Source organism: Saccharibacter floricola DSM 15669 (assembly GCF_000378165.1).
GTDB classification, from domain to species: Bacteria; Pseudomonadota; Alphaproteobacteria; order Acetobacterales; family Acetobacteraceae; genus Saccharibacter; species Saccharibacter floricola.
On record NZ_KB899334.1, the window covers coordinates 184,475 to 196,916 of the forward strand.

The 12,442-nt window shown below is 50.3% G+C and carries 11 protein-coding genes and 1 tRNA gene; 3 read left to right on the top strand and 9 right to left on the bottom strand.

The window, feature by feature from the left end:
- The first annotated feature begins 74 nt into the window (after positions 1 to 74).
- Positions 75 to 1,598 carry an APC family permease gene (locus F457_RS0102730; protein ID WP_018979602.1) on the top strand — a complete coding sequence of 508 codons (1,524 nt, stop codon included), beginning with the start codon at positions 75 to 77 and terminating at the stop codon, positions 1,596 to 1,598.
- Between the two features lie 26 nt (positions 1,599 to 1,624).
- On the opposite strand, the gene F457_RS0102735 is transcribed toward F457_RS0102730, so the two are convergent.
- Positions 1,625 to 2,842, bottom strand: a complete 1,218-nt coding sequence (locus F457_RS0102735) for a mechanosensitive ion channel family protein (RefSeq protein WP_018979603.1) — start codon at positions 2,840 to 2,842, stop codon at positions 1,625 to 1,627.
- Positions 2,843 to 3,014: 172 nt separating this feature from the next.
- Between F457_RS0102735 and F457_RS0102740 the strand changes: the two genes are divergently transcribed.
- Positions 3,015 to 3,089 (top strand) — tRNA-Met (locus F457_RS0102740).
- 130 nt (positions 3,090 to 3,219) lie between these two features.
- Here the strand turns inward: F457_RS0102740 and F457_RS0102745 are convergent.
- Together F457_RS0102745 and prmC are read right to left on the bottom strand one after the other, a co-directional pair.
- Positions 3,220 to 3,696: a DUF4167 domain-containing protein gene (locus F457_RS0102745; RefSeq protein WP_018979604.1), complete on the bottom strand. Its 477-nt coding sequence runs from the start codon at positions 3,694 to 3,696 to the stop codon at positions 3,220 to 3,222.
- A 206-nt stretch (positions 3,697 to 3,902) separates the two neighbouring features.
- Positions 3,903 to 4,760 (bottom strand): peptide chain release factor N(5)-glutamine methyltransferase, encoded by an 858-nt coding sequence (gene prmC / locus F457_RS0102750; RefSeq protein WP_026294123.1) that lies wholly within the window; start codon positions 4,758 to 4,760, stop codon positions 3,903 to 3,905.
- 30 nt (positions 4,761 to 4,790) lie between these two features.
- On the opposite strand from prmC, the gene F457_RS0102755 reads away from it, so the two are divergent.
- Positions 4,791 to 5,267 (top strand): hypothetical protein, encoded by a 477-nt coding sequence (locus F457_RS0102755; RefSeq protein WP_026294124.1) that lies wholly within the window; start codon positions 4,791 to 4,793, stop codon positions 5,265 to 5,267.
- Positions 5,268 to 5,273: 6 nt separating this feature from the next.
- Here the strand turns inward: F457_RS0102755 and prfA are convergent, their stop codons facing one another.
- From prfA to F457_RS0102785, 6 genes are all read right to left on the bottom strand, one after another.
- The gene (gene prfA / locus F457_RS0102760; RefSeq protein WP_018979607.1) at positions 5,274 to 6,344 is read right to left on the bottom strand and encodes a peptide chain release factor 1; all 1,071 of its coding nucleotides are present in this window, start codon (positions 6,342 to 6,344) and stop codon (positions 5,274 to 5,276) included.
- Positions 6,341 to 7,591, bottom strand: coding sequence for a histidine--tRNA ligase (hisS, locus tag F457_RS0102765; protein WP_018979608.1), 1,251 nt, complete (start codon positions 7,589 to 7,591; stop codon positions 6,341 to 6,343). The genes prfA and hisS overlap by 4 nt, the downstream gene beginning before the upstream one ends.
- On the bottom strand, positions 7,591 to 8,736 hold the full coding sequence (ispG, locus tag F457_RS0102770; RefSeq protein WP_018979609.1) for a flavodoxin-dependent (E)-4-hydroxy-3-methylbut-2-enyl-diphosphate synthase: 1,146 nt from the start codon (positions 8,734 to 8,736) through the stop codon (positions 7,591 to 7,593). Before ispG ends, hisS begins: the two co-directional genes overlap by 1 nt.
- Before the next feature lie 142 nt (positions 8,737 to 8,878).
- Positions 8,879 to 9,997: a helix-turn-helix domain-containing protein gene (locus F457_RS0102775; protein WP_018979610.1), complete on the bottom strand. Its 1,119-nt coding sequence runs from the start codon at positions 9,995 to 9,997 to the stop codon at positions 8,879 to 8,881.
- A gap of 76 nt (positions 9,998 to 10,073) precedes the next feature.
- Positions 10,074 to 11,132, bottom strand: coding sequence for an NAD(P)H-dependent flavin oxidoreductase (locus F457_RS0102780; protein WP_018979611.1), 1,059 nt, complete (start codon positions 11,130 to 11,132; stop codon positions 10,074 to 10,076).
- Positions 11,133 to 11,136: 4 nt separating this feature from the next.
- Positions 11,137 to 12,441 (bottom strand): aspartate kinase, encoded by a 1,305-nt coding sequence (locus F457_RS0102785; RefSeq protein WP_018979612.1) that lies wholly within the window; start codon positions 12,439 to 12,441, stop codon positions 11,137 to 11,139.
- Position 12,442 lies beyond the last annotated feature (1 nt).

Genomic DNA, 12,442 nt, shown 5'->3' on the forward strand with positions numbered 1-12,442 from the left:
ACAAGACTGCGCCATGAGACAAGGCTTTCTACGCCTTTATGGCTCACCGCTTTATGAGACAGCACCTAAAATCCATGACCAGCCCTGCCCCTTCCCAGAACAGTCGCCGGAAAACTCTGGAACATATTGCGGCGGAAAACAACAACCACCCCCTCAAGCGCAGCCTTACCGCCACGCAACTTCTCTTTATGGGTGTAGGCACGACCGTTGGGGCCGGTGTTTACGTCATGACGGGGACAGCGGCAGCCAATTATGCTGGCCCCTCTATTCTACTATCGTTTTTAATTGCAGCAGCCGCCTGCCTCTTTACCGCTCTATGTTATGGCGAGCTTGCCTCCTCTTTCCCTGTTTCTGGCTCGGCCTATTCCTACGCCTATATCTCCATGGGGGAAAAAGCCGCTTGGACAGTTGGCTGGCTTCTGTTGTTGGAATACGGCATTTCTTGCACAGGGGTCGCCTCAGGTTTATCGGGGTATCTCACATCACTCCTTGATACATTCAACCTCCATATCCCTGCTTTTCTTACCCACTCAACACTCCAGCCGCTCCCCGGTGGGGACGATACCGTTCTTACCTATCATTGGCAGATAGACCTTGTTGGTCTCCTTGCAGTATGCGCCGTTACAGCCCTTCTTGTGCGAGGCGTGGAAGAATCAGCTCGCTTTAATACGGTCGTCGTCGGTTTGAAAGTGGGAGTATTGTTGCTATTTCTCATCATGGGCGTCAGCTTTGTTAATCCTGCTAACTGGCACCCTTTTATTCCTCCGTCTGAAGGAAACTTTCATTACGGCATCACCGGCATTTTCCGTGCGGCTTCTATTATGTTTTTTGCTTATGCTGGGTTTGAGGCCGTCTCTACTGCCTCTGCCGAGGCACGCAATCCAACACGAGATATTCCCATCGGGATTATCGGCAGCCTTGTTATATGCACCATTATTTATGTTGCCGTTGCTGCTGTCCTTCTGGGTATTGTCCCCTATCGTAGCCTCAACGTGGCAGACCCTTTGGCTATAGCCACAAAAACCATGCACAAGCCGTGGCTAGCCCTTCTTGTCAATTCAGGTGCTACGATTGGCCTTTGCTCCGTTCTTCTTGGCCTCATGTATGGGCAAACGCGCGTTCTTCTGACAGTGGGACGAGACCGCCTTATCCCTGAAATATTCAGCCGTATTCATCCCAAATTCCGCACGCCTTGGCTAGGTACACTCATCATTGGGGCTCTCGTCGGCTTCATGACGGCAACCATGCCGATTGATATTATCAGCGATCTTGTCTCTATCGGCACCGCTCTAGCTTTTGCAATTGTCTGCTTCACCGTTATCTGGCAGCGCAATCAAGCACCAGATGCAACACGCCCCTTTAAAGTCCCTCTCGGCGGTTTCACGATTAAAGGCATATGGGTTGGTATTGTGCCAACATTGGGCATCGTTTTCTGTATCCTGATGGCTCTACCACTCACCATCAATATGTTTCACGCTGTTATAATGGGGAACCCAATCCCCCTTATTCTGATCGTCACATATGTTGCGCTTGGTGTGCTTACCTACCAATGTTACGGCAAAAAAAATTCGGTTATGGCCCAAAATAAAGAGCCATAACCAATAACTCGTCAACACACCGTTTTTTAGAAAGAGGAAGCTCCGCCGCTACGATCAGGAGGCCCCGTGTAGCTTCCCGGTGGTGGACGCTTGATGGGTGGAGACAGAATATCATCATCCGTTTCTTGTGCAGGGGCTGGAACCATTCTCTCCCCTGCTTTCACGAGAGACATGCGCGTCCGTGGTAGAGCTTGCGGAAATTCTTCGCGAATACGTGCGATCGCTTTTTCACGAATATCACAGCGCAAGTCCCAGCTCTGCATCGCATTACGGGCACTCGCTGTGATCCGGATTTTCATCGCGCTATGGTCAAAATCCGACACTTGAACATCGAAGATTTTCCCGTCCCATAGAGGACAAGCACGGACAATTTCTCGCAGCGCTTCTCGTATTTCCTCCATAGGTGCATCAAAATCGAGCCACATCACGACGAGCCCTGTAATGGCCTCAGAATTATGTGTCCAATTTTCAAAACGATTTTCCAAAAAATACGAGATAGGAACAATATAGCGTCGCCAATCCCACACACGAAGCACCACATAGGTTGCTGTAATTTCCTCAACCCAACACCAATCATCGTTAATAATAACGAGGTCTTCCATACGGATCGGTTGAGTAATAGCAATCTGCACACCAGCAATAAGGTTCGTCAGCAGTCCACGGGCAGACAAACCCACAACCAGCGACGCCGCACCAGCAGATGCAAAAAGCGACACCCCATATTGTTTCACAGACGGGAAGAGCATCAAAGCTGATGCGACAGTAATAATCCCGATTAAAATCTCACCAAGCCGTCTCAGAACCTTAATCTGCGTTTGGTGAGCACGCACCATAATGTCATCAGCATAATCACGCTTTGCTAAACGAGCGAGATACGCTTCTGTCATCAAACGCAAGCTGATGATCACCGATGTTCCGACAACCAAAATCAACGCAAAAAGAAAACCAAGCTGAAGCGTTTGCTCTGTCTCAAAAGACAAACCCGTTGCTGCAGGTAGGGCCGCTAACAGTGCAAGCAACGTGACGATAATCCGTGATGGACGACGCAGCGCATGCACAACATTCCGAAGCATCGCAACACTGCGTGTCCCGGGTATTTTCAAGAGTAGGCTGATCGTTCCCTGCCCAAAATAATAGGCCGCCAGCCCTACAATAACCAGCATCACCACAGAGACAACCGATCCCGGAAGCCACGATAACGCATTGCTAAACGCAAACAAGATTCCGGTAAAATGCTGCGACAACGACAAAGTTCTCCAGTTGGCGGGATTTTTAGGGGTGCAGAGTGACAGGGTCTCTAGGAAAAATAAACCAAAAATAGAAATATTCTTCTTACTTCCTTGGTTGACACCCCCTTAAAGATATCATAAAAACCCACTCAACGACGGACTTCAACAAGTTCGGCATTTTAAAGATGGCGGCGTAGCTCAGTGGTAGAGCAGGGGAATCATAATCCCTTGGTCGGCGGTTCAAATCCGTCCGCCGCTACCATCTTTATATTCCCCTAAAAATAGATATTTTGCAGATTAGTCCTACCTTATCGTAGGAATGGCTGTACTTCTGTCTCTACCACAAAAGAAGAGAGAAGCTACACTTCCCCCTTCCTTCAAAACCAATCACATTACTCAGCTGATGGTTCTTCAATATTTTTAGGGCGGCGCCCACGCGGTGGACGTGGCGTTTCTTGCACTGGTGGCTGCGCCTCTCTGTCAGCTGCCCCATGCTCTTCCACATCCCCAGATCCCGGCTCTTCACGACGCTCACGACGCTCTTGCCGGCCTTGCTCGTATGCACGCTGGCGCTCTGCACGTTCTTGCTGTGCGGTCTGGGCTGCTTGATTCATCGCATTTAGAATACGAAAATAATGTTCAGCATGCTGAAAGTAAGCTTCCGCCTGCACACGGTCACCTGTACCTGTCGCATCCCGCCCGAGCTGAAGATATTTTTCCGAGAGTTGCTGAGCCGTTCCGCGTACGCGTATATCCGGACCATTACTTTCAAAAACATGATTCCGGTTCAGAGGAATCTGACCGTTATTACCACGCGATGCTCCCCCACCGCCTCCAGAACGGTGATGGCGGCTTCTCATACGCTTCATAGTCTTCTAACCTGTAATTTGCGTTCCGATGGCTTCTCAAAACAATAACCCATCCCCGATCTCTTCCATCAGTTCAAAAGAATATTTTCTACGTAGGGATGAGGATACTCACACGTGCTGGGACATTTTTCCGCTGAGCTCACGCTCTGCTCCCGCCTCATGCAAATCAGTTCTACCAATTCTACTCTCACAAGCCAACCTGTTTTCTAAGATCGTGCTAAAACCAGAGCACGCGGAACCCCGCCTAAATCAGTATGGCACCGCAACTTGCGTAATCCTTGAGATTCAGCCAGTTGCGTTACAGCCTCTTCCTGCCCAATCCCCAGCTCAAAAATCGCTAACCCTGTTGCACTCAACAAGCGTGGCAGCTCTTGGCACAAAAGCCGATAAGCCTCCAAACCGTCATCTCCGCCATCAAGCGCACGATGTGGTTCGTAATGCTCTACTTCGGGCATAAGCTGCGCGACAACATCACGTTCGATATACGGCGGGTTAGACAAAATCACATCAAAAGGCCCTGTTATCCCCTCAGCCCAAGAGCCAACCATAAAGCGCGCACGTTCACCCAGCCCATTGCGCTGCGCATTATGACGAGCAAGACGAACTGCACCTTCCGCAATATCAACACCAACCCCCATTGCCCGAGGATATTCAGCAAGAGCAGCTAACAACAAACACCCCGTCCCAGTCCCTAAATCTAAGAACGAAAGCTCCTTGTTCCGCTCAGGCCCGCACTCAAGGAGCGCTTCAATCAAAGCTTCGCTATCTCCTCTTGGGATTAACGTCTCTGGGGAAACTGATAGATCAAGCGTCCAAAAGCCTTGCTCTCCTGTAATAAACGCAAAAGGCTCCCGCTTGGCTCGTCGTTGGACAACGTGGCGATAACGAGCAGCATCCTCAGCTCCCACCTCTAGAAGGCTTAGCATCGCCAAACGGTCTTTTTTTAATACCCATTCCAAGAGCAAGTACGCTTCTCTGGAAGCGTCTTCCACGCCCGCTTGCTGCAAGATAGAGAGAGCCTCCCGCACAAGAAGATCCTTGCGCTGTGATACAGATGCGCTCATTGTGCCTCCGATTGTTTGGGATGAACCATAATGAGACGACTCCATCATTTATCTCTTCTTTGCATGATCATGCTCACCATAGCGCCTACACGTGCGCAAAATAGCTCTCCCCCAGATGGACTGGTTGGAGGCAGCTTTACCGTCACAGACGGTCGTGCTCATGACGAAATTTCTGAAATTTCCCATCTTTATATTAATGACCATCTGGCCGCGACTTTTCGCCTTGATCTGAATCATTCCATCGAACACGCTACAATCGCTCTGCCTGTTGGCCGCGAGAATGTCTCCTATAGTCTCTGCGGAACCATCACAATTACGCGTCATGGTCATCCTGAAACACATATTGTCAGCAGCGACGGTGTGCTTCATCATCCCGATGGCCATCATTATGAAGCCGTAGGAACACGTAATTTCACTGACTTCTTTCTCGTTGACGAAGACGAGAACGATCCTTCTGCTGACCACAAAAACGGCCACTCCAACCGTTGTACAGTGTCCAACTCCTAAAAGAACTTAATGCACGGACGTTTCGGTCAAAAGCTCCATTTGCTCATGATGGGTCAACGCATCCACGATTTCATCAAAATCCCCCCCCATGATGGAAGCAATTTTGTAAAGTGTGAGGTTGATACGATGGTCTGTTACCCGATTTTGTGGGAAATTATAGGTTCGGATACGCTCTGAGCGATCCCCCGTTCCGACCTGCGCTTTACGGTTAGCGGCTCGATCATTATGAGCACGCTGGCGCTCTTGCTCGTAGAGCCGTGCCCGCAAAATCTGCATCGCTTTCGCTTTGTTGCGATGCTGACTTTTCTCTTCCTGCATGGCGACCACAAGCCCTGTCGGCATATGCGTTATTCGAACCGCACTTTCGGTCTTGTTCACATGCTGTCCGCCAGCTCCTGATGCACGATAGACGTCAATCCGCAAATCATCATCATGCACCTCAACGTCCACTTCTTCCGCCTCAGGAAGCACCGCAACCGTCACAGTTGATGTATGAATACGCCCTTGATTTTCCGTCGCCGGAACGCGTTGAACACGATGCACACCAGATTCATACTTAAAGCGCGCAAACACCCCGTTACCAGAAATAGTGGCGATCCCTTCTTTGAGACCCGACACCTCATTTTCCGTCAGCGACATGACCTCAAAACGCCAGCCCCGCTTCTCGGCATAACGGCGATAGGATTCAAAAAGTTCCGCGGCAAACAAGCCCGCTTCGTCCCCTCCCGCAGCGGGACGCACTTCCAAAATAGCGCTGCCTTCATCGGCTTTATCTTTAGGAAGCAACGCAAGCTGCATGGCATGTTCAAGACTGGGAAGCTGCTCCTTAAGTTCTTGCAGCTCCCCTTCTGCCAGTTCACGAAATTCCGGGTCTTCAACCAAAGCCTGCGCATCATCACGACGAGAGAGGGCATCTTGCCAAACTCGAATAGCCGCTACAGGTTCTTCGAGTGAAGCATATTCACGCGACAGCCGCACGAAATCCTCTCCCGCCCCTTCTGTCGATGACATAAGCGCTTGAAGCTCTTCAAACCGAGCAACAATCTGCTCCAGGCGATGGTCAATAGCAGAACTCATACAGACAATGCGTTTTCCAAAACAGTTGCGATATCAGAAACAGAGACTTCACTTTGCTCCCGCGTTGAAAGATCACGCAACTGCACAACCTCACGCTGCAAATCATCATCTCCAAGGAACACAACATGTGTTGCCCCTGATTTAACGATGCGATCCATACGCTTCTTCATCGCACCCCGGGTTTCAATAGACACGACCATGCCACGATCACGTAAGCGCTGAGCGATGGCAGCCCCTTGCAACGTTGCCTCTTGGCCCAAAGGCACGATCGCAATGCCCGTTGTCTTCTGCTCAGGCAGCTCAATCAAGGATGCTAAACGTTCAATCCCAGCTGCCCAACCAATCGCAGGAACAGCAGGGCCGCCCATTTCTTCCACAAGACCTTCATAACGGCCACCGGCCAGCACAGTCCCTTGAGCACCAAGCTTATCGGTCACGAACTCAAAAACCGTATGGCTGTAATAATCAAGTCCGCGAACAATCCGTGGATTTTCAACGAAAGCGATCCCGAAGGCTTTTAATGTCGCACGCAGCTCGTCCCAAAACTGACGGGACTCATCATTGAGATAGTCATCAAAAGCAGGCGCATCTGCTAATAAACGACGATCTTGCTCTGACTTACTGTCCAAAATCCGCAACGGATTAGCTTCAAGACGCGTGCGGCTTTCCTCTGAAAGTTGGTCTGCATGCTGACGGAAATACGCAACCAGCGCTTCTCGCCATGCCAGGCGGCTAGAAAGATCCCCAAGCGTGTTCAGCTCAAGCCGTATTCCCTCATCTAAACCAAGAGAGACCAAAAAATCACGCGCCATGGCGATCGTTTCAGCATCGCGCAGCGGACCTTCTGCACCAATCAGCTCCGCACCAATTTGGTGAAACTGCCGGTACCGTCCCTTTTGAGGGCGCTCATAACGAAACATCGGCCCTTGATAGAAGATCTTTTGTGGCAAAGACTGCGCCAAAGAATTCGAGACCAGCGCACGCGCAATGCTCGCCGTTCCTTCGGGACGGAGCGTTAAGCTTTCACCTCCGCGATCCTGAAAGCTATACATCTCTTTAGACACAACATCAGATGTTTCGCCCAATGAACGCGCAAAGACGCGCGTTTCTTCAAAGATTGGTGTCGCCCACTCAGAAAAGCCATAACGCGCAAAAATAACCCGTCCCGTCTCAACGATATGGCGATGACGCAGCATGTCATCGCCTAAAATATCATGTGTCCCTCTTACAGGTTGCAAACGTGCCATTATTGTGCCGCCGGATCCATTACTTTTGCTGTCTCGCCTTCAGCCTTAGCCGCCTCAATAGCACTCACACGCTTTTCAACAAGCTCAACAATATGGTTGACCATATCATCAGCTGCCATGGTGTGATCCTGCTTGCCAGCGGCATAGACCATATGGCGCCCTTGGCCGCCGCCCGTCACACCAATATCAGTCATAAGCGCTTCACCCGGCCCATTAACCACGCAACCAATAATAGAAAGCGTTAACGGTGTTTTAATATGCTGTAGGCGCTCCTCAAGAGTTTGCACCGTTTCCACCACATTAAAGCCCTGACGCGCACAGGATGGGCAGGAAATAATTTTCACACCGCGATGGCGCAAACCAAGGGATTTCAGAATATCCCACCCGACCAATACTTCCTCTTCAGGAGGGGCTGAAAGAGAAACACGCATCGTGTCACCCACACCAGCCCATAGCAAATTCCCTAGGCCAAGAGCTGACTTCACCGTTCCTGCACGCTTCGAGCCGGCTTCTGTAATCCCAATATGAAGGGGATGGTCACAACATTCAGCCAGCTGCTGATAAGCCGCAACAGCCATGAATACGTCTGATGCTTTGACGCTAATTTTGAACTCATGAAAGTCATGATCTTGCAAAATGCGTGCATGCTCAAGCGCACTTTCGACGAGCGCTTCAGGGTTTGGCTCACCGTATTTTTCCAGCAAATGCTTCTCAAGAGAACCCGCATTCACACCAATACGAATGGAACAACCATGATCACGCGCAGCATTCACGACTTCGCGAACACGCTCCGCCTTACCAATATTGCCTGGATTAATACGAAGACACGCAGCCCCAGCCTCGGCCGCTTCAATCGCACGTTTATAATGGAAGTGAATATCCGCAACAATTGGCGTATTCACCTCTTCAACGATGGTTTTTAGCGCTTTCGTGCTGGCCTCATCGGGGCAGGAAACACGCACAATATCAACACCAGCAAGCTCAGCTTTACGAATTTGAGCGATTGTTCCTTCGATATCCGTTGTCAGCGTATTGGTCATGGTTTGCACAGATACTGGGGCATCACCACCAACGGCCACATTGCCGACGTAAATCTTCCGCGACTTGCGACGCTCAATATGCTGATAAGGACGAATACTGCTCATGAACAACCTCTCTGAGCCCGACCCTCGGACTCATGATAAAACTAAGCGGATATAAACAAATCTGTTGTCTATTTAATGCGATATGCCGCAATGTTCCAGCACCTTCCTCATTAAGAATGATGCAATCACATTATTTCTGCTCTCAATGAGCTGTTTGCGGGCTGTTTTCGCTATGACCATATTGACCATTTATGATGTCTTGCGGTGCCAACGTGACGTTATGCCGCACTGTCCCTTCTCGCCCTAATGGCGCACTCGTGACAGAACCGGCTTGCACAACGACACCGCCCGCATTGCCTGCTGTAAGATGATAAGGCCCTTCCTCATCATGCCCCTGCCAAGTCTCGCCCTTTTTCATCAAGCGTGATTGCACCACTTTCCCCTGGGCATTTTTAATTTGCACCCAACTATCTTGCGTCATAACCACCGTTACCGTGTGATCATCAGAAACAGCTCCTGAACTACCAGCAGAGGGTGCTGTTTCACGATGTGAATCGACATGAGGTGCGTCTTGCGCAGGCTTCGCTACAAACGGCGAATTATTCCCCTCTGCATTTTGAGCCAAATTTGAGCTATTATTTCCTGAGGGTGGCGTTAACTTAGTGCCCGCTTCCTGATCGCTCTTCGATTTCTCACCAAGCGGTGAAGGTTCTGGTGTTAAATCGGCTTGCTGTCCTGCTGTTTCATGAGGGGGCGTAAACGTATCATGCTGCTCTCCCTCCATGCCAGAAGAAGGCACGGGTGGAAGTTGAGAAGCAGGATTCGCACCCATTTTCGCCATATTAGACGAGGAAGGCGATACATTCTCCTCAGACGTAACCGCTGGCGGTGTTACATGTGGCAATGTGACATGATTAGAAAAATGGTACCAACCTGCGTAAGCAACACCGACGACCACTACACCAATGCTCACGAGCACACCGATCGACATACCATGCTCGTTTCGCGGCTGTGGTAACGCAAATGATGGGCTTTCTTTACGATCAGCTTGCGCAAGCCGCTGCCGATCAAGCGCGGCAATAAGCTGCTCGGCATCTAAACCTAAATACGTCGCATAGCTTTTGAGGAAACCAAGTGCATAGGTCCTCCCAGGGAGCTGGTCATAAGCATCGCTCTCCAAAGCCTCAAGTGTTGATAAACGCAGGCGTAAACTTTCTGCAATGTCCTCCAGAGGCCATTGCAACTGCTCACGCCGCGCTTTTAACATCAAGCCGATACTTGACTGCTCAGAACCTTGCTTATCAGAACGCAGCTCAGGCACGGACAGAACCCCTCTTTACCAGTCAGATCGACCTATTGACTCTAGCTAAACACTCCAAATGGTTTCTTGGCTACCATTATTTTGGAGGATGAACACGCCCTTCACGACGCTTAAGCGCAGCAACCGCCTGTTCGACGAGCATTGAAGTAATATCAGCTACAGGTTTAATTTCCTTTACCATCCCAACAGACTGCCCAGCCATGAGCGATCCGTTATCAACGTCACCTTCAACAACAGCCCGACGCAAAGCCCCAGACCAGAAATGTTCAATCTCCAGCTGAGCGGCTTCACGCTCAATATCGCCCGCCTGGAAACGACGCAACATTTCGGCTTGATGTTTCATGAAGTGACGGGTTGCTGCATTAGCCAGACCGCGCACCGGAATAACGGGGAAACGCTCATCAAGCTGAACAGAGACGGTTGCATCACGCGCATTTCCTCGGCGGAAAGCGACCTTGAAGTTTTCATGGGCGATACTTTCCTGAGACGCTGCAAAAAGCGTGCCAAGCTGCGCTCCTGCCGCCCCTTGCTCCAGATAAGAGACAATAGCGTCCCCTCGCCCCAATCCACCCGCAACGAAGACCGGAACTTCTGTCACGTGGGGAAGAATTTCTTGAGCAAGCACGTTCAGCGAAACGGGGCCTACATGACCACCAGCCTCTGAGCCTTCAATAATGAGTGCTTCAATCCCCATTTTAATAAGACGACGCCCTAAGGCTAGAGCTGGCGCAAAACCAATCGCCCGCGCCCCACCGTCACGTACACGACGGATAGTCGCCCCTGTTGGTACTCCCCCGGCAAGCACAATGTGAGTAACGTTATGGGATAAACATACATTCACCAGCGCATCCAAATCTGGATGCATGGTAATCAGGTTAACGCCAAAAGGACGTTTAGTCAGCGCTTGAGTAGCGACAATCTCTTCCTCTAAACGCTCGGGAGACATGGCGCCACATGCAATAACGCCAAACCCGCCTGCATTAGAAATAGCCGAAACCAGGTTACGTTCACTAACCCAAGACATCGCACCGCCAAGAATGGCCAGTTCACTTCCTAAGAAGTCACAGCCTGGCTTCCATAGACGTTGAAGGGTTTCACGTGCTTGCGCATCATCTGTTGAGGCAATATCCGTCATGAACTTAATCTTCCTTCTTAGCGTCTAATCCATAGGCTGTGTGCAACGCACGCATGGCCAATTCTGTATATTCAGCATCAATTAAAACAGAAATCTTAATCTCGCTCGTGGAAATAACCTGAATATTAATTCCTCGTTCAGCTAATGTACGAAACATCTTTGCCGCAACACCAGTGTTAGAACGCATACCGACACCAACGACGCTGATCTTAACCACATCGCGAGAGGTTGTGAGTTCGCCATAGCGAATCTCTGATTTCATTCCTTCCAACAAAGCACAAGCACGTGCCTCTTCTTTTTTACTGACTGTAAAAGTCATATTCGTGCTGTGATCAACACCAATACTTTGCACAATCATATCTACATTGACACCAGCACCCGACAATGGCCCAAAAATAGCTGCAGAAATACCCGGTTCATCCGGAAGGTTACGGATCGTAATCTTCGCATCATCTTGCGAGTAAGCAATCCCGGCGACGAGTTCTTTCTCCACGCTATCATCCTCTTCCACAACAAGTGTGCCGCTGCTGTCATCAGTTTCTGTGAAAGACGACAGAACACGCACCTTCACATTCTCACGCATCGCAAGCCCAACACTACGAGTCTGCAACACTTTGGCACCAACTGACGCTAGCTCCAGCATTTCCTCATACGTAATACGTTCCAAACGCTTGGCGCGTTTTACAATCCGTGGGTCAGTCGTATAAATCCCGTCAACATCAGTATAGATATCGCACTGGTCAGCTCCAATCGCCGCAGCCAAAGCAACAGCTGATGTATCAGACCCCCCACGACCCAGAGTGGCGATCCGCTGTGCTTTATCAACACCTTGGAACCCTGCCATCACCGGAACAATGCCTTGCTCCAGACATTCTTTAACGGCACGCCCATCAACACGCTCAATAGCGGCACAACCGTGAGCCTCATCGGTCAAAAGCGGCACCTGCCAACCTTGAAATGAACGTGCAGGCACACCAATTGCGCCCAACGCAATCGCTAGAAGTCCACTTGTGACCTGTTCTCCCGAAGCAACAACGGCATCGTACTCACACGCATCCGCTTCTGGGTCGAGCCCATGACAATATTGTACCATTTGGTTCGTCACGCCCGACATTGCAGACACAACAACAGCAACGTGCCGTCCTTTACGACGTTCTGTCTGAACTTTTTGAGCGACACTACGAATTCGGTCTAGATCTTTAACAGATGTCCCACCAAACTTCATGACAATCGTTTGGGGTGTTTTTTGTGTCACAGCTGGCAAAACGGTGTCACCATCACCGCCTCCTACACAATCAGGCATGGACATC

What these genes read in the sequence shown, in the direction of transcription:
- prfA (WP_018979607.1), bottom strand. Translation starts at nt 6,344, where the DNA reads ATGAGTTCTGCTATTGACCATCGCCTGGAGCAGATTGTTGCTCGGTTT.
- F457_RS0102730 (WP_018979602.1), top strand. Translation starts at nt 75, where the DNA reads ATGACCAGCCCTGCCCCTTCCCAGAACAGTCGCCGGAAAACTCTGGAA.
- prmC (WP_026294123.1), bottom strand. Translation starts at nt 4,760, where the DNA reads ATGAGCGCATCTGTATCACAGCGCAAGGATCTTCTTGTGCGGGAGGCT.
- F457_RS0102755 (WP_026294124.1), top strand. Translation starts at nt 4,791, where the DNA reads ATGAGACGACTCCATCATTTATCTCTTCTTTGCATGATCATGCTCACC.
- F457_RS0102785 (WP_018979612.1), bottom strand. Translation starts at nt 12,441, where the DNA reads ATGTCCATGCCTGATTGTGTAGGAGGCGGTGATGGTGACACCGTTTTG.
- F457_RS0102745 (WP_018979604.1), bottom strand. Translation starts at nt 3,696, where the DNA reads ATGAAGCGTATGAGAAGCCGCCATCACCGTTCTGGAGGCGGTGGGGGA.
- hisS (WP_018979608.1), bottom strand. Translation starts at nt 7,591, where the DNA reads ATGGCACGTTTGCAACCTGTAAGAGGGACACATGATATTTTAGGCGAT.
- ispG (WP_018979609.1), bottom strand. Translation starts at nt 8,736, where the DNA reads ATGAGCAGTATTCGTCCTTATCAGCATATTGAGCGTCGCAAGTCGCGG.
- F457_RS0102780 (WP_018979611.1), bottom strand. Translation starts at nt 11,132, where the DNA reads ATGACGGATATTGCCTCAACAGATGATGCGCAAGCACGTGAAACCCTT.